The organism is Thioclava sp. DLFJ5-1 (assembly GCF_002020115.1).
Classification (GTDB): domain Bacteria; phylum Pseudomonadota; class Alphaproteobacteria; order Rhodobacterales; family Rhodobacteraceae; genus Thioclava; species Thioclava sediminum.
Map to the genome: position 1 here is coordinate 1,421,799 of NZ_MPZU01000001.1, position 15,871 is coordinate 1,437,669.

Annotated in this window: 15 protein-coding genes; 5 read left to right on the forward strand and 10 right to left on the reverse strand. The window is 64.8% G+C overall.

Features of this window, described 5'->3' with window-relative positions:
* Positions 1-112: 112 nt before the first annotated feature.
* The 3 genes from BMI86_RS06805 to BMI86_RS06815 all read left to right on the forward strand — a co-directional run bounded on the left by BMI86_RS06805 (position 113) and on the right by BMI86_RS06815 (position 2,382).
* Positions 113-382 (forward strand): MucR family transcriptional regulator, encoded by a 270-nt coding sequence (locus BMI86_RS06805; RefSeq protein WP_078540291.1) that lies wholly within the window; start codon positions 113-115, stop codon positions 380-382.
* A gap of 169 nt (positions 383-551) precedes the next feature.
* Positions 552-1,016, forward strand: coding sequence for a MucR family transcriptional regulator (locus tag BMI86_RS06810; RefSeq protein WP_078522010.1), 465 nt, complete (start codon positions 552-554; stop codon positions 1,014-1,016).
* 199 nt (positions 1,017-1,215) lie between these two features.
* The gene (locus BMI86_RS06815) at positions 1,216-2,382 is read left to right on the forward strand and encodes a flagellar motor protein MotB (protein ID WP_078540292.1); all 1,167 of its coding nucleotides are present in this window, start codon (positions 1,216-1,218) and stop codon (positions 2,380-2,382) included.
* A gap of 76 nt (positions 2,383-2,458) precedes the next feature.
* Here BMI86_RS06815 and dapA read toward each other — a convergent pair whose 3' ends face one another.
* Positions 2,459-3,331 (reverse strand): 4-hydroxy-tetrahydrodipicolinate synthase, encoded by an 873-nt coding sequence (gene dapA, locus BMI86_RS06820; RefSeq protein WP_078540293.1) that lies wholly within the window; start codon positions 3,329-3,331, stop codon positions 2,459-2,461.
* A gap of 157 nt (positions 3,332-3,488) precedes the next feature.
* Between dapA and BMI86_RS06825 the strand changes: the two genes are divergently transcribed.
* Positions 3,489-5,432: a lytic transglycosylase domain-containing protein gene (locus tag BMI86_RS06825; RefSeq protein ID WP_168173798.1), complete on the forward strand. Its 1,944-nt coding sequence runs from the start codon at positions 3,489-3,491 to the stop codon at positions 5,430-5,432.
* Positions 5,433-5,542: 110 nt separating this feature from the next.
* Here BMI86_RS06825 and BMI86_RS06830 read toward each other — a convergent pair whose 3' ends face one another.
* The gene (locus BMI86_RS06830) at positions 5,543-6,418 is read right to left on the reverse strand and encodes a DMT family transporter (protein ID WP_078540295.1); all 876 of its coding nucleotides are present in this window, start codon (positions 6,416-6,418) and stop codon (positions 5,543-5,545) included.
* Entirely contained in the window at positions 6,411-7,085 is a 675-nt protein-coding gene (mnmD, locus tag BMI86_RS06835) for a tRNA (5-methylaminomethyl-2-thiouridine)(34)-methyltransferase MnmD (protein WP_078540296.1), read from the reverse strand. Before mnmD ends, BMI86_RS06830 begins: the two co-directional genes overlap by 8 nt.
* Before the next feature lie 49 nt (positions 7,086-7,134).
* Here mnmD and BMI86_RS06840 point away from each other — a divergent pair, with 49 nt between their 5' ends.
* Positions 7,135-8,184 (forward strand): FAD-binding oxidoreductase, encoded by a 1,050-nt coding sequence (locus BMI86_RS06840; RefSeq protein WP_078540297.1) that lies wholly within the window; start codon positions 7,135-7,137, stop codon positions 8,182-8,184.
* Between the two features lie 212 nt (positions 8,185-8,396).
* Here the strand turns inward: BMI86_RS06840 and BMI86_RS06845 are convergent, their stop codons facing one another.
* The 7 genes from BMI86_RS06845 to BMI86_RS06875 all read right to left on the reverse strand — a co-directional run bounded on the left by BMI86_RS06845 (position 8,397) and on the right by BMI86_RS06875 (position 15,486).
* Positions 8,397-9,140: a sterol desaturase family protein gene (locus BMI86_RS06845; RefSeq protein ID WP_078540298.1), complete on the reverse strand. Its 744-nt coding sequence runs from the start codon at positions 9,138-9,140 to the stop codon at positions 8,397-8,399.
* Positions 9,141-9,241: 101 nt separating this feature from the next.
* The gene (locus BMI86_RS06850) at positions 9,242-9,658 is read right to left on the reverse strand and encodes a Na+/H+ antiporter subunit G (protein WP_078540299.1); all 417 of its coding nucleotides are present in this window, start codon (positions 9,656-9,658) and stop codon (positions 9,242-9,244) included.
* A 7-nt stretch (positions 9,659-9,665) separates the two neighbouring features.
* Positions 9,666-9,935 carry a K+/H+ antiporter subunit F gene (locus BMI86_RS06855; protein ID WP_078522019.1) on the reverse strand — a complete coding sequence of 90 codons (270 nt, stop codon included), beginning with the start codon at positions 9,933-9,935 and terminating at the stop codon, positions 9,666-9,668.
* Positions 9,932-10,423: a Na+/H+ antiporter subunit E gene (locus BMI86_RS06860; protein ID WP_078522020.1), complete on the reverse strand. Its 492-nt coding sequence runs from the start codon at positions 10,421-10,423 to the stop codon at positions 9,932-9,934. The genes BMI86_RS06855 and BMI86_RS06860 overlap by 4 nt, the downstream gene beginning before the upstream one ends.
* A 13-nt stretch (positions 10,424-10,436) precedes the next feature.
* On the reverse strand, positions 10,437-12,152 hold the full coding sequence (locus BMI86_RS06865) for a monovalent cation/H+ antiporter subunit D (RefSeq protein ID WP_078540467.1): 1,716 nt from the start codon (positions 12,150-12,152) through the stop codon (positions 10,437-10,439).
* Positions 12,152-12,490 (reverse strand): Na+/H+ antiporter subunit C, encoded by a 339-nt coding sequence (locus BMI86_RS06870; RefSeq protein ID WP_078522021.1) that lies wholly within the window; start codon positions 12,488-12,490, stop codon positions 12,152-12,154. Before BMI86_RS06870 ends, BMI86_RS06865 begins: the two co-directional genes overlap by 1 nt.
* Entirely contained in the window at positions 12,490-15,486 is a 2,997-nt protein-coding gene (locus BMI86_RS06875) for a monovalent cation/H+ antiporter subunit A (RefSeq protein ID WP_078540300.1), read from the reverse strand. The genes BMI86_RS06870 and BMI86_RS06875 overlap by 1 nt, the downstream gene beginning before the upstream one ends.
* Positions 15,487-15,871: the final 385 nt, after the last annotated feature.

Genomic DNA, 15,871 nt, shown 5'->3' on the forward strand with positions numbered 1-15,871 from the left:
CTTGAAATAGGACGCATCGACGGACGTTCAGCGGAAAAATTGGATTTCTTTGACCTAACTTTAAGAATTTCTTCAATCTTTCCCCTAAGAACAAAACCATGTGAGAGTAGACATGACGCGACAATCCCCGGCTTGCGCCGGCGAGCCAGCGACTTCCCGCACCCCGGCAGTGCCGATTTCGGAGAGTGTCTTTCCTGATCGGCTGATCTGCCTGGAGACGGGCCGCCCGATCAAGATGTTGAAGCGTCATCTTAAAAACCTGCTCGGAATGACCTTCGAGGAATATCGCGCCAAATGGGATTTGCCGCCGGACTATCCTACGAGTGCCCCGGACTATCAGCTCGCCAAGCAGCGTTGGCGCACGCGCGACAAACTGCATTGATCACCGCTAGGACAGCCGAAGCACTCGCCATAACAATCCTGCCAAAAAAATGTATCTTTGCAGGAAACCCAAGCACAGTTACCCGCGTTTGTTGACAGAAACGCATGTTGCACGTAACTTTCTCTACTAATCCGGGGATAGTGCAAAATTTAAGCATTGGAGAGACCACATGTCGAAGGATCGGCCCACGGATGCAGCTAACATTATCGCGACAGTGGCTGCCGCCTATGCCGCCCGCGCGGATGTAACGGCGGATCAAGTGGTCGACCTCGTGGCGAAGCTCTCCGCGCAGTTTGGCGAGGAGCTGGGCGAGGCAAGCGCCTCTCATGCAACGGACACAGCCACGGCGAACGCCAGCCATGCACGCCCGCAACCCGCACTTCCTATTGAAGACGCGGTGACCGAGGATAAGGTCTTCTGCCTGTGCTGCGGGCGCGGCTTCAAGATGCTCAAACGCCATCTCGGCTCGGAACACGGATTGAGCGAAGACGAATATCGGACCCTGTTCAATCTGCCCGCCGATATGCCGCTGGTCGCGCCCAGCTATTCGGCGCGCAAAGCGGCCTATGCCAAGAAAGTCGGCCTAGGCAAGCACAGCCGCGACGACCTCGAAGCTTCGCTTCACGACGCCTGAGCGCGAGCTGACTAACACAACGCCCGTCGCTCGAAAACGGTTCCAGAGCCACCATTGGCGGCTTTGTTTCCAGATCATGAACGATTATCGCCCTCTTTTGGCCCATTTTTAATCCGACAACCCACAGTCAGGGGCTGCAGTAGACGCATGCCCCGAGAATGCTGCTGGCTCCGGTCAGCGAGGTGGGAAAGGGCAATCCATGGCACGGTCGAACCAAGCGCCGATCATTGTGAAGCGGAGCGATGACGATCACGAATCCGAGCATCACGGCGGAGCGTGGAAAGTCGCCTACGCGGACTTCATGACCGCAATGATGGCCTTCTTCCTGCTGATGTGGATCCTGTCCGTGTCGGACGAGAACCAACTGACCGGGATCGCCGATTACTTCGCGCCGGCGAAAATCTCGATGCAGGCGCCCGGTGGCACCGGTCCGCTCGCTGGCGAGACGATCGGGCCGAAAGGCGTCCTGAACGCCTCGCGTGCCAATGATGCCATCCCCGCCAATCCCGGTGTCGGAAGCGCGACCGAACCGTCCACCGAAATGGCGAACGCCTCCGGCAAGTCTGAGGACACCATGCCCGACGCGACGACGGACAAGCTCGCAGCTGCGGCAACGGCCACGACTAAAGCCAGCGACACAACCGACGCCAAGACCGCAGCCGCCGCCACGCCGCATGCCGTCGACGACGCCCGCTTCGAGACGCTTCAGACCCGGATCACGCAAGCGATCCAGCACGTCCCGGACCTTCGCCCGCTGCAGCAGAACGTGTTGTTCCGGCGCACGCCGGACGGGCTGAATATCGAGGTCGTGGATCAGGCTGGCAAAGCCATGTTCGCCTCGGGCAGCGCGAAGATCGACGGGCCGACGTTAAAGCTGATGGATCAGCTTGGCCGCGCCCTTTCCGATCTGCCCAATGACGTACTGATCGCGGGTCACACCGACTCGGTCCCCTATCAGAAAGCGGGCGGCACCTATGGGAACTGGGAACTGTCCTCGGACCGCGCCAATGCGACGCGCCGGGCCCTCGTGACCGCCGGGGTCGCTCCGGAGCGTATCACCCGGGTCTCTGGCCTGTCGGACACCGATCCGCTGAAACCGGCAGAGCCCCGCGATCCCTCGAACCGCCGGATCACCGTGACCCTCGCCTATCTTCAGCCGAAAACAGATGCGGCAGCGCCGACCGATACAGCGACGCCGCGGCTCGAGGCGAATGCGGAGCCCGCGGCCCCGCAACCGGCCCCGGCAGTCGAACACGCGGCCCCCGAAGCCGTCGCGCCCGCTGCACCCGCCGCGCCGAGCACGTCGGAACAGCCGCAGAAATTCAGCTCAGTCGCGCTCGACGATCTGCGCAGCGCCCTGCAATAAGCTTCCCCGTCAAAGAAAAACGCCGGCGCGAACTTAACCGCGCCGGCGTTTTTCTTTGTTCGCTTGGATTGAGATCTCAGATCAGACCGGCATGCGCCATCGCGGCGTCGATCGCGGCCTTCGTCTCGGGCAGAAGCTCGGTCAGCGGCAGACGCACTTCGGCCGAGCACACGCCCAGCTTCGACATCGCGTATTTCGCGCCCGCGACACCCGGCTCGAGGAAGATCGCCATATGCAGCGGCATCAGCTTGTCCTGATAGCTCAGCGCCTTGGCGTAATCGCCCGCAAGCGTCGCTTCCTGGAACTCGGCACAGAGCTTCGGCGCGACATTCGCGGTCACCGAGATGCAGCCCACGCCGCCATGCGCGTTGAAGCCGAGCGCGGTCGCGTCCTCGCCCGACAGCTGGATGAAATCGGCCCCGCAGGTCGCGCGCTGCATCGAGACACGCTCCAGCTTGCCGGTCGCGTCCTTCACACCGACGATGCGCGGCAGCTTGGCCAGCTCGCCCATCGTCTCGGGGATCATGTCGATCACCGAGCGGCCGGGGATGTTGTAGATCACGATCGGCAGCTCGCAGGCGTCGTGCAGCGCGCGGTAATGCGCGATCATGCCGCGCTGCGTCGGCTTGTTGTAGTAAGGCGTCACGACGAGCGCCGCATCGGCCCCGGTTTCAGCCGCGTGCTGGATCAGCCGGACGCCTTCCGCGGTCGAGTTCGAGCCCGCGCCTGCGATGATCGGGATACGACCCTTCGCGGCTTTCACGACCTCGGTGATGACGGTCATATGCTCGGCATGGCTCACCGTCGGGCTTTCACCGGTGGTGCCGACCGGCACGAGGCCGTGGCTGCCCTGGTCGATATGCCACTCGACGAGTTTCTTGAGCGTGTCCAAATCCAGTTCGCCGTCCTTGAACGGCGTGACCAGTGCGGGAAGAGACCCTTTGAACATGACACGCTCCTTTTTTGGTTGGTCCGGGAAGGTGAGTCGTCCCGGCGGAAATCGGCCGGGTTATAGGCGGTTGCGCGACGGTTGCCAACTTGTGATTCATCCCCATCTGTGAGAGGCCCGTATCAAAGGGGCATACCCGCGACCACGAGCAGCCATGATGATCCGACGCCAGTTCCTCGCCGCGCTTGCGGCTTCGAGTTTCGCGCTCTCGCCGGCCGCACTTCGCGCCGCGAGTTCTGCGCTGTCCGATGCTTTCGCCGCGGCCAATTCCGGCAACTGGGACGAGGCTGAAAATCTCGCGCGCCGCGTGGGCCCCTTGGGCTTCGATGTCATCGAGTGGAAACGCCTGCGCGACGGCGAAGGAGACTTCGCCGACTATCTCGATTTCGCCACCCGCCGCGCCGATTGGCCCGGCATGCCGTGGCTGCGCGAGAAGGGCGAGGCCACGCTCGACGGCATCCCGCCGCGCGAGGTGATCGCCTATTTCAAGCTCGGCCCGCCGCAGACCGGCACCGGCGCGCTGGCGTTGATTGGCGCGCATCTCGCACTGGGCCAGAAGGCGCTGGCAGCCGAGGTCGCCAAAACCGCGTGGCGCCAACTGCCAATGGACGAAGACGAGCAGGCGAAGTTCTTGGCCGACTACCCCTCGCTCATCTCCGCCGATCATGGCGGGCGGATGCAGAACATGCTCGATCGCGGGCATCTGTCGGATGCGCGCCGGATGATCGGTCTGGTCACGCCGGGCACCAAGGCCGTGGCCGAGGCGCGGATCGCCCTGCAGGCGCGCGAGCACGGCGTGGACGATCTCGTCGCCGCCGTCCCCCGATACATGGTCGAGCGTTCCGCCGGGCTAGCCCGCGACCGCGCGATGTGGCGCTGGCGCGCCGGGCTGGAAGACGGCGCGGCAGAGCTGATCCTAGAGCGGTCGAAATCCGCAACCGACCTCGAAGACCCCGACCTTTGGGCGACGCTGCGCGGCTATCAGGCGCGCTGGGATCTGCGCGCGGGCAATACGCAGCGCGCTTATGATCTTGCCTCCTCGCACCATCTGGAACCGGGCGGCGCGGATTACGCCGATCTCGAATGGGTCGCGGGCTATGCCGCGCTGAAACTGGGCCGTGCCGATACGGCCTACAGCCATTTCCACAATCTCGAAAAGGCGGTGGACGGGCCGATCTCGTCGTCGCGGGCATGGTATTGGCAGGGCCGCGCGCTGGAGGTTCTGGGCCGCAGCGACGAAGCCAAGGCCGCATGGCGCAAAGGCGCGGAAAATCAGGACGCCTATTACGGGCTCCTGTCGGCGGAGCGGCTGAACCTGTCCCTGCCCGCGAATTTCGCCAAGGGCCCCGACCTGCCCGACTGGCGGCGCTATAAGCTGCGTCATTCTTCCGTCTTCAAGGCCGCGCAGCTGCTTTACGAGGCCGGGGAAAACGAGCTGGGCGCGCGCTTCGTTCTGCATCTCGAGGAAAGCCTCGGACCGGGCAATTTCGGCGCGCTCACGAAGTACGCGCTGGAAGAGGACGACACCTATCTGGCGCTGATCATCGGCAAACGCGCCGCGCTGAAGGGCGAGATCATCGCGCAGGCACTCTGGCCGATCCCGGGGCTGACGAGCCATGATCTGGGCGTGCCGGAAGAAGTCGTCCTCGCGGTCGCACGGCGCGAAAGCCAGTTCGCGATCGGCGTGGGCTCTCCGGTGGGCGCGCAGGGCCTGATGCAGCTGATGCCCGGCACCGCAAAGATGATGGCGGATAAAACCGGCCTGCCCTACGAGAAGGCGCGGCTGACGACGGATGCGACCTATAACCTCAAGCTCGGCGGCGCCTATCTGGCCGAGCTGCGCGACGAATTCGGACCGTCTTCGGTGCTGGTCGCCTCAGGCTACAATGCCGGGCCCGGACGGCCGCGCAACTGGATGGAAGATCGCGGCGACCCGCGGATCGGCACGGTCGACGTGATCGACTGGGTCGAGATGATCCCCTTCACCGAGACCCGCAACTACGTGATGCGCGTCTCCGAGGCGATCCCGCCCTACCGCGCGCGGCTGGGCAAGGGTGAGGTGAAATTCACCGACATCCTGCGCGGTGACGTGACGGATTGAGGGGCGCTGCTCCCCGTCGCCGCAGGGCGACAAGTGAATAAAGGAGAGCGGCGCTGCCCCTCGGCCTGACGGCCTCACCCCGGGATATTTGAACCAAGGCGAAAGGGCGGTTACGCCCCTTCGGCCACCACCCGCGCACGCCACAGGGTGAAGAGCCCCGCGCTGACCACGACCCCCGCGCCGATCACCACGTTCCACTCCAGCGACTCGCCGAAGACGACGACGCCCAGCGTCGAGGCGAAGACCAGCTGCAGATAGGCGAAGGGCTGGATCGCAGAGGCCTCGGCCACCTCATAGGCCTTGATCAGCAGGAAATGCCCGGTCGCGGCGGTGAAGCACAGCACGACCATCCACGCCCAGTCGGACGCGATCATGTTCTCCCAGTGCCAGATGCCGACTGCCGTGATCACCAGCGCCCCGATCACGCCGGTGTAGAAGAAGGACACCGAGGCCGGATCGACGCGGCCCACATAGCGCGTCATTAGCGAGTAGAGCGCGAACAAAGTCGCCGCCGCCAGCGGGATCAGCGCGTAGGGAGAGAAGACGCCGAAGCCGGGCTTGAGAATGATGAGCACCCCGATGAAGCCCACCCCGATCGCCGCCACGCGCCGCCAGCCGACCTTCTCGCCCAACACCGGCCCGGACAGCGCCGCGACCAGCAGCGGGTAGCAGGCGAAGACAGCATGAGAATGAACGAGCCCGAGATAGACGAAGGCCTGCACCATCACGACCACCTCGGTGATCAAGATGAGCGAGCGGATCACCTGCGCCCAAGGCAGGCCCGAGCGCGTTGCCCGCTTGATCCCACCGGGGCTGCGCGCTGCGATCACCAGCACGAAGGCGGCGAAGAACCAGAAGCGCACCATCAGCGCCATATAGACGTTGTAGGTCTCGGCCAGATGGCGCGAGATGCCGTCCTGAAGCGCGAAGATGAAGGTCACGGCGACCATCAGCGCGATGCCGCGGCGAGTCGATTGTTCAACCATGTTTCACCCCGCGCGACATGTGGCGTTTGCGCCCGAAACCCGGGCTGCGGTTGACGTTGAAATCCGCGGCCTCAAGGGCGCGGCGCACGAAGCCTGCCGCCGTATAGGTCGCGAAGGAGCCGCCCGGCACCGTATGCGCGCCGACCTCGGCCATCAGATCGTCGCCCCAAAGCTCGGGGTTTTTCGCGGGCGAGAACCCGTCGAGGAACCACGCATCGGCTTTTCCCGCCCAAGCGGGAAGCGCCGCGCGCGCATCCCCCTCGATGATCTCCACCGCGATCGGACCGAGTTGAAACTGGCGCTGCCCCGCAGCCCAGGCTTCCAGATAAGGACCGGCCACGGGCGCGACCTCCGGAAATGCGTCCAGCGCCCGTGCGATCTCGTCGGCCTCCATCGGGTAGGCCTCGAAGGAGGTGAAGCCGATCGGGCAGTCCTCCGGACAGGCCAGCCGCAGCGCCAGCAGGTTCAGCCCCGTACCGAAGCCCAGCTCGGCCACGTGGAAGCCCGGACGCAGCCGCGCGGGCACATCATTGCCCGCCAGAAACACATGCCGCGTCTCGTCCAGACCGCCCGCAAGGCTGAAATAGGGATCGTCGAATCGTCGCGAGACCGGCACAAGGTCATCGCGCCAATCGAGATCGGCTTTGCTCTGGTCAGGGGCGTTCATCGGGGATAGTCCACAGTCTCCGGCCCAGCCTTGAAGCAGGAGGCGCGAAATGACAAGCGGCAGACACGACATAACCGTGCGCGGCGGCGGCATCTTCGGCCTCGCGATCGCGTATCAGGCAGCAAAGCGCGGCGCGAAGGTCCGGCTGATCGAGCGCAGCCGCATCGGCGCGGGCAGTTCGGGCGGCCATGTCGGCGCGCTCGCCCCGCATGTGCCGGAGAACTGGAACCCCAAGAAACAGTTCCAATTCGAGAGCCTGCGCATGGCGGAGGATTTCTGGGCCGACGTGCAGCGCATTGGCGGCGGCGACCCGGGCTATGCGCGCCTCGGGCGGCTGCAGCCGTTGGCAGACGAGGCGCAGATCGCACGCGCCAAGGAGCGAGCGGCAGGGGCGGCCGAGCTGTGGCAGGGCTTCGCCACGTGGCGCGTGGCCGAGGCTGCGGAATTCGGCGCCTTTGCGCCCCCCTCGCCCACCGGGCTCGTGATCCATGACACGCTCACAGCCCGCGCCAATCCCCGCGCCGCCGGGGCTGCGCTGGTCGCGGCGCTCGACGCGATGGGCGCAGAGATCGTGATCGGCGAGGCCGAGGAGGTTGGTCCGGTCATCCACGCGACCGGCGCCGAAGGTTTGGCCGAGTTGAACGCGGTGGTCGGCAAAACCGTCGGCACCGGCGTGAAGGGCCAATCGGCGCTCTTTCGATACGCGGCTGGCGACGTGCCGCAGCTTTTCGCGGAAAGCCTTCACATCATTCCTCATTCAGACGGCACGGTCGCGATCGGGTCGACCTCCGAGCGCGAATTCGATGCCCCCGACACTACCGACACCCAACTCGACGCGCTGATCGAGAAGGCCCGCGTGCTATGCCCGCCCCTCGCCGAAGCCCCGGTTATCGACCGTTGGGCCGGGGTGCGCCCGCGCGCCAAGTCGCGCGCGCCGATGCTGGGCGACTGGCCCGACCGTCCGGGGCATTTCATCGCCAATGGCGGGTTCAAGATCGGCTTCGGCATGGCCCCGAAAGTGGCCGAGGTGATGGTCGATCTGGTGCTGGAGGGGCGCGACACGATCCCCGAAGGCTTCCGCGTGACGGACAACCTGTAAGGGGCTCCGCCCCCGGCCTGCGGCCTCCCCCGGGATATTTCCGCCAAGAGGAAGAAAAACGCCCGGCTCGAACCCGGTTGCGGGCGGCTGGCCGGGCGCTTCCCCTTGGGCGGCCATCGGCGTCCCCGCCTGTTCCGCGAAATTAGGGTCAGGCGATTCTGGTTACGGAAGGTTTAACTTCCTCTTGGCGGAAATATCCCGGGGGGCGGGCGTCAGCGCGCGGGGGCAGCGCCCCCTCCGACATGACCCGCCCGCGAGACCTCTGCCTCGGTGATCCCGAAGCGCGGCGCGAATTTCTCCCGTGCCGCGATCAGACGCGGGTCGTCGGGGCGCAGGCCCAGCGTGCGGATGAACTCGACGCGGCTCTGGGTCTTGAGCTGATCGCGCGAAATCGCGGTGCCCATCAGCCGGTCGATTACCTCGCCGCCCGCGGTGACGTGGAACCATTTCGAGAAGTCGCGGAAATGGTGCTGGTTGTGCAGCGTCGAGACATGGCGCTCGATCGCGGTCTTCTTCACGGTGACATGGGCGGTGGTGTGGAACCATTCATAGGCAAGGAAGGTGGCGGCTCCGCCAAGCGGCACGACGGCCACGGCGATATCGAGCGCATGGGGTGCGCCGATCAGCGACAGCACCGCCCAGAGAAGCGCGGTATTGCCCACGAGCACCGGCACGATCACCGAGAGCGGCGCAAACAGAAGCGGCCAGCAGGTGGGGAATTCGTGGTGGCCGTAATGCACCCGGTAGAGCCAGTTGAAGGCCCATTGCCGCTTCGGTGGCGCCATGTGGAAGATGTAGCGGTGGAGCCCGTATTCGTTGAGCATCTGCGCCGGGATCCCCAGCAGCGCGACCGCCCAGAGCCACCAAGGCCCCTGCGCGATCCAATAGGCCGCTGCGGCGACGACGGCGATCATCACCCAGATCGACAGATGGGACAGCATCAGCCGCATCCGCATCGCGAAAGTCTCCCGAAATCTCCTCCGGGGATCAGCCTGCCACGGGTTACGCGCGCGTCAAAGCGTTTCGCAACGTCAGGGCCAGTCCGTCGTTCTTGTCGTCAGTCGTTCTCGTGCGGGATGTTCTTTTCCCGCTCGACCGCCAGTTCGCCCTTCGAGGTATCGGCATCGGCTGTGTGCACCGCCCAGTCGCCCTCGCCTGCGGGCTTCGGCAGCTTCTCGGCCGGCCAGTCGCGGAAGATATTGGCCTTCGAGATGAAATGCGCGGTGATCGGGGCCGTCAGGAAGATGAAGATGGTGACCATCAGCTCGTGCAGGGTCACGTGGCCCTGCTTCACCGCGAACCAGACCATCGAGGCGATCAGGATCGCGCCCACGCCCAGCGTCGCGGCCTTGGTCGGCGCATGCAGGCGGGTCATCGGGTCGGGCAGTTTGACCAGCCCGAAGCTGCCGACGAGGCCAAAAATGCCGCCGATCACGAGCAGCGCGGAAATCAGGATGTCCCAGAACAGTTCCATCACGCCCTCACTCGATAATGTCGCCGCGCAGGATGAACTTGGCGAAGGAAACCGTCGCCACGAAGCCCGTCATTGCGTAAAGGATCGATGCTTCGAAGAAGAGCGCCGTGCCCTCCCAGATGCCGAACAGCACGATCATCGCGATCGCGTTGATCGCCATCGTGTCGAGCGCGAGAACCCGGTCGGTCACGCCCGGCGCCTTGACGACCCGGTAGAGGTTGAACAGCAGCGCCAGCGAATAGCAGGCGATGGCGAAGATCAGGGCATAGGTGATCATTCGAAAATCTCCTTCAGGCGGGCCTCGTAGCGGGACTTGATCTCGTCGCGCACCTCGTCGGCATCGGGCGCATGCAGCGCGTGGACCAGCAGCGAGTGACCGTCGGCGGCCAGCTCCGCCGTCAGCGTCCCGGGCGTCATCGTGATCGTGCCCGCCAGCACCGTCACCGCCTCGGGCGTGACGATGTCGAGCGGCACCGTGACCCAGGCGGGGTGCAGCTTGGAATTGGGCATGAAGAGCACGATCTTCGCCACGGTGATATTCGCGACGATGATATCCCAGATCACGATGAAGATGTACTCGATGATCTTCAGCGGCTTCGCGAAACGCGGGCGCGCGGGCCAGTAGGGTGCGGTGATCCACGGGATCACGAGCCCGACGAGGATCGCGAAGACCAGCGAATTGAGCGTGTAGCTGTTGGCCAGCATCAGCCAGACCATCACCAGCGTGACGGTCAGGTAGGGGTGGGGAAGGATCTTGCGGATCATCTCTTTGCTCCCCTCAATGCGCCGCGGCGGGGGCGTCCTGCCCCGTCTCGGTTCCGGTGTGGGTGTCGGTCTGATCGGCGGGCTGAGTGTCGGCATGCGGGTCGGCGGCATTGGCGTCGCCACCATGGCCGTCCTCGGCCTGCATCTCCTCGCTCACTTCCATATGCCCGTGCTCATGGGCCCCGATCCGTGCCGCCTCCTGCGCGCGCTCTTCCGCGCCTGCGAGAACCGCGTCGATATATTGCGACGGCGTGAACAGCTGCGCGGAGGTGCCCTGCAGCCAGGTGCTCGCAGGTCCGGCCAGCGCGGTCAGCGCCACCGACCCGGCCAGCAGGATACCGGTCGCGGTAAAGGCGAGGCCCGGCGAACTCGCATCCTTCGGCGCGGGCGGCAGCTCGTCTTCCTCTGCCTCGACCGCGTAGGAGCGCCAGAACACTTGGCTACCCGCACGGGCATAGCCCACGATGGCGATCAGCGAGGTCACCAGAACCGTCGCCCAAAGCGCCCATTGGCCGCGCGTCGCATCGAGGATCATCAGCTTGCCGAGGAAACCCGAGAGCGGCGGCATCCCGGCCATCGCGATCGCGCCCATGAAGAACAGGCCCGCCATCAGCCCGTGGTTCTTCATCAGCGGCGCATCGGTGAAACCGAGCCCCCAGCGCCCGCGCCGCTCGCGCACGAGATCGGCGATCAGGAACATCGCCCCGGCGATCAGCGTCGAGTGGATCATGTAGTAAAGACCCGCCGTGGTCGCGCCCTGAGTGAACTGCGCAAATGCCAGCATCATCGTCCCGACCGAGCCGATCACCGCATAGGCGACCGTGCGGCCCATGTCGCGGGCGCCGAGAATGCCGATCATCCCGATCGCGATCGTCAGGAAGGCGGAGGGCAGCAGGATGTCATGGGCAAGCGTGCCCATCGTGCCGGTGATCGGGAAGATCAGCGTATAGACGCGGACGATCGCATAGGCGCCGACCTTGGTCATGATCGCAAACAGCGCCGCCACCGGGCCGGGCGCATTGGTGTAGGTCGCAGGCAGCCAGAACTGCAGCGGCACCAGCGCGGCCTTGACCGCGAAGACCAACATCAGAAGCGCCGCACCGACCTTGATCAGCGCCGTCTGCTCGGATGGCATCTGCGCGACCTTAACCGCCAGATCCGCCATGTTGAGCGTGCCTGCCGTCGCGTAGATGGTCCCCAGCGCGAACAGGAACAGCGTGGAGCCTGCGAGGTTATAGACCACATATTGCACGCCCGATTTCAGCCGCGCGCGCCCGCCGCCATGGATCATCAGACCGTAGGAGGCGATCAGCAGAACCTCGAAGAAGACGAACAGGTTGAACGCGTCGCCCGTCAGGAAGGCGCCGTTGATCCCCATCATCTGGAACTGCATCAGCGAGTGGAAATGCCAGCCGCGTTTGTCCCAGCCCGAGCCGATCGCATAGAGCACGATCACGAGGCCGAGGATCGAGGTCAGCAGCAGCATCAGCGCCGACAGCCGGTCGAGGACCAGCACGATGCCGTAGGGCGGCTCCCAGTTGCCGAGGCGATAGACCTCGGGCGGGCCCATCGAGGCCGAGGTCATCAGCACGATCGCCAGCACCAGAAGCGCCGACATGCCGAGAATCGAGGCCACGCGCTGCGTGACCAGATCGTAGCGCATCCACAGCACGATCAGCGGCGCAAGCATCGCCGGGATCAGGACGGGCGCAATGATCCAATGCTCCATCATTGGCCGTCCTCCTCTTCCTCGAGGTCGATGCGGTCATTGCCCGCCTCGATGAAGGCGCCAAGCGCGAGCATCACCACGACCGCCGTCATCCCGAAGGAGATCACGATCGCGGTCAGGACCAGCGCTTGCGGGATCGGGTCTGTATAGGAGGTCACGCCGTCGCGCAGGATCGGCGGCTGGTTGATCACCAGACGACCGGTGGCGAACAGGAACACGTTCACCGCGTAGGACAGCAGCGACATGCCCACCACCACGGGGAAGGTGCGCAGACGCAGGATCATGTAGATGCCGGCGGCGGTCAGCACGCCGATGGCCGATGCAACGAGCACTTCCATCAGTGATCGCCCCCGTTGGTCTTCTTGTTCTCGTGCACAGTGTCACGCTCGTTCTGGGTGGCTTCGCGCGCGGCGCGGGCGGTCTTCCACCAGCGGCGCGGCACTTTGGCTTCGGGCGGATAGGGCCCGGCCGAGAGCGGTGCGAGCACGCGGGCCTCCGGCTTCTCGGCCGCGATATGCGCGCCCTCCTCGCCGCCTTCCTCGCCCATCGCGGCGCGGCGCGCGAGGCGGCTCAGCCCGCCAAGCGCCAGCATCACCGAGCCGACGACGCCGAGGAACACGCCAAGGTCGAAGCCCGCAGCGGTCGCCAGCTCGAACTTGTCGAGGCCGGGCAGTTTCACATAGCCGAAATCGGAGGTGAGGAAGGGCATGTCGTTGAAGAACGCCCCGGCCCCGGTGATCCCCGCGACCAGCACGCCGGATGCGATCAGCACGTGGTAATAGACCTTCTGGCGCGCCTGCGTCCACGCGAAGCCCGAGGCCATGTATTGCGTCACCAGCGCGATCGCGACGACGAGACCGGCGATGAAGCCGCCACCGGGCTCGTTGTGGCCGCGCAGGAAGATATAGAGCCCCACGACCAGCGCGATCGGCATCATCACCCGCGTCACGATCAACAGCATCAGCGGGTGCTTGTCGCCGCCACGCGGCACGTCGGGGCGCCACGCGATCAGCTTGCGCGAGGACGCGCCCTGCAGGAGCGCCTCGGTCAGCGCGAAGATCACCAGCGCGGCGATGCCCAGCACGGTGATCTCACCAAACGTATCGTAGCCACGGAAGTCCACGAGGATCACGTTCACCACGTTATCCCCGCCCGCGAGGTTGTAGCTGTTATCGAGCATGTAGCCGGACATCGTCGGGAAGGCGAAATCGCGGGTCAGCAGCGCGTAGATCAGCCCCGAGACCGCAACGCCCGCCGCGACCGAAAGCCCGACGTCGAAGCCGATCTTCATCCGGCTGGATTCGATCGAGGTGATCTTGGGCAGGAAGTTCAACGCCAGGAGCATCAGCACCGTCGTCACGATCTCGACCGAGATCTGCGTCAGGGCGAGGTCGGGCGCCGAGAGGAAGATGAAGGAGATCGACACGGTCAGGCCGACGATCCCGATCAGCACCAGCGCGAGGATGCGGTTGTGATGGAAGGCGACGATACACATCGTGGCCGTCAGCAGCAGCAGCCAAGAGGTCACGGCCGCGCCGTTCACCGGCGTCAGCGCGCGGGTCTGCGGCCCCAGCGTGCCGCTCATGAAGGCATAGAGCCCCACCCCGACCGCGGTAATCGTGAACAGCATCAGGTAACGCGCCATCGCGCCGGTATGCAGCCCCTGGGTGATCCACGCGGCAAGGCTCTGGACCTTCGCGACCACCCAGTCGAACATCACCTTGGCCTCGGGGCGCGGAGTGGCGTCCCAGATGCGCTGGAACGGGCGATGCGCGGCGAGCAGAGCGATACCGCCGGTGACGGCAATGGCCGACATGATCAGCGCGGGCGTGACGCCGTGCCAGATCTTCAGCTCGTGCATGTGATAGCCGCCACCGACGACCGCATTGGTCGCCATCTGGACATAGCCGCCCGCCACCGCCATCGGGAACAGACCGATCGCGATCACGAGGAAGGCAAGGAAAGCCGGGCTGATCCACATGCCGAAGGGCGGATCATGCGGGGTCTTCGGCAGGTCCTCCGGCGGCGGGCCGAAGAAGCCGTGGCTGATGAAGCGGAAGGCATAGGTGGCCGAGAACAGCGCTGCGATGGTGGCCAGCACCGGGATCAGCCAGCTATTGTCGAGCCACTTCGTATGGGCCGCGGCTTCCAGCATCATCTCTTTCGACAGGAACCCGTTGAAGAAGGGGATACCGGCCATCGACAGCGCCGCGATAGTCGCGATCACGAAGGTGATCGGCATCAGCTTGCGCAGCCCCGAGACGCGGGTGAGGTCACGCGTGCCCGCCTCGTGATCGACGATACCCGCCGACATGAACAGCGCCGCCTTGAAGGTCGCGTGGTTGATGATGTGGAACACGGCGGCCAGCGCCCCGGCCTCGGTGCCGAGACCCAGCATGAAGGTGATGAGCCCCAGATGCGATACGGTCGAGAAGGCCAGCAATGCCTTCATGTCGTGTTTGAAGATCGCGATCTTCGCCGCGATCAGCATGGTGATCAGGCCAACGCTCGCCACGATATAGAACCATTCCGGCGTGCCCGAGAGAACCGGCCACATCCGCGCCATCAGGAACAGCCCCGCCTTCACCATCGTGGCGGAGTGCAGATAGGCCGAGACCGGCGTCGGCGCCGCCATCGCGTGCGGCAGCCAGAAATGGAACGGGAACTGGGCGGATTTCGTAAACGCGCCGCCGAGGATCAGCAGCAGAGCCGGGATGTAATAGGGGCTCGCCTGAATGGCGTCCTTGTGCTGCAGGATCTCCGAGATGTCGTAGCTGCCCGCGATATTGCCGAGGATCAGCATCCCCGCGATCATCGACAGGCCGCCCAGACCGGTCACGGTCAGCGCCATGCGCGCGCCCTGACGGCCCGCAGGCAGGTGCTTCCAATAGCCGATGAGCAGGAAGGAGCTAAGCGAGGTCAGCTCCCAGAAGATCAGCAATAGCAGGATGTTGTCCGACAGGACGATCCCCACCATCGCGCCCTGGAACAGCAGCAGATAGGTGTAGAACTGACCGACCGGGTCCTTGTTCGACAGGTAGAACCGCGCATAGAGGATGATCAGCAGCCCGATCCCGAGGATCAGCGTCGCGAACAGCATCCCCAGACCGTCGATCCAGAAATTCACGTTCAGGCCCAGCCAGGGCAGCCAGTCGATCTTGGTCTCGACGACACCGCCTGCCATAACGGTCGGCAGGTTCAGCAACAACCCAAGCAGCGCCAGCCCCGTAAACAGGGCCGAAACCGCGGCGGCATTGGTGCGTCCGGTGCGGATAAGGATCGACGGCATGGCTGCGCCCAGGAAGGGCAAAGCGGCGATCAAGGCAGGCGACATCTTCTCTCCGGTCCGTTCTTTGGCGGGCCTTGGGGCGATGGATGCGACCGCACTCTCCCCCCGCGCAAGCATTACTTTACCTGCGCACAGGGGGCATGTCTGTCAAGCTTCGCGACGGCGTTTCCTGAGTAGAATCGCAAGGCATTGTGCGGAGGCCGCCTCAAAGCGGCACCGATCGGCTCCTCTCCCGCCATTTCGCACATGCGGCATTCTGCGGCGAAAATGTCGCTGAATCGGCGGGAAATCGCGCTTTTCGATGCATGGATGGGCGATGTTATGCGAGAATCGCATGGCTCGACCCTATCCGCCCGATGCGCCTCGCTTCCCCTCTTGCAGTTTTTCCGGGCATGTGGCTATGCAAATTGCAGCACGGCGATTTTTCTCC

Bases quoted from the DNA above. Each gene is read 5' to 3' on its own strand.
- BMI86_RS06850 (WP_078540299.1), bottom strand. From the start codon at position 9,658: ATGGAACTGTTCTGGGACATCCTGATTTCCGCGCTGCTCGTGATCGGC.
- BMI86_RS06810 (WP_078522010.1), top strand. From the start codon at position 552: ATGTCGAAGGATCGGCCCACGGATGCAGCTAACATTATCGCGACAGTG.
- BMI86_RS06825 (WP_168173798.1), top strand. From the start codon at position 3,489: ATGATCCGACGCCAGTTCCTCGCCGCGCTTGCGGCTTCGAGTTTCGCG.
- BMI86_RS06830 (WP_078540295.1), bottom strand. From the start codon at position 6,418: ATGGTTGAACAATCGACTCGCCGCGGCATCGCGCTGATGGTCGCCGTG.
- BMI86_RS06865 (WP_078540467.1), bottom strand. From the start codon at position 12,152: ATGGAGCATTGGATCATTGCGCCCGTCCTGATCCCGGCGATGCTTGCG.
- BMI86_RS06805 (WP_078540291.1), top strand. From the start codon at position 113: ATGACGCGACAATCCCCGGCTTGCGCCGGCGAGCCAGCGACTTCCCGC.
- BMI86_RS06870 (WP_078522021.1), bottom strand. From the start codon at position 12,490: ATGGAAGTGCTCGTTGCATCGGCCATCGGCGTGCTGACCGCCGCCGGC.
- BMI86_RS06840 (WP_078540297.1), top strand. From the start codon at position 7,135: ATGACAAGCGGCAGACACGACATAACCGTGCGCGGCGGCGGCATCTTC.
- BMI86_RS06855 (WP_078522019.1), bottom strand. From the start codon at position 9,935: ATGATCACCTATGCCCTGATCTTCGCCATCGCCTGCTATTCGCTGGCG.
- BMI86_RS06845 (WP_078540298.1), bottom strand. From the start codon at position 9,140: ATGCGGATGCGGCTGATGCTGTCCCATCTGTCGATCTGGGTGATGATC.
- BMI86_RS06875 (WP_078540300.1), bottom strand. From the start codon at position 15,486: ATGTCGCCTGCCTTGATCGCCGCTTTGCCCTTCCTGGGCGCAGCCATG.
- dapA (WP_078540293.1), bottom strand. From the start codon at position 3,331: ATGTTCAAAGGGTCTCTTCCCGCACTGGTCACGCCGTTCAAGGACGGC.
- mnmD (WP_078540296.1), bottom strand. From the start codon at position 7,085: ATGAACGCCCCTGACCAGAGCAAAGCCGATCTCGATTGGCGCGATGAC.
- BMI86_RS06860 (WP_078522020.1), bottom strand. From the start codon at position 10,423: ATGATCCGCAAGATCCTTCCCCACCCCTACCTGACCGTCACGCTGGTG.
- BMI86_RS06815 (WP_078540292.1), top strand. From the start codon at position 1,216: ATGGCACGGTCGAACCAAGCGCCGATCATTGTGAAGCGGAGCGATGAC.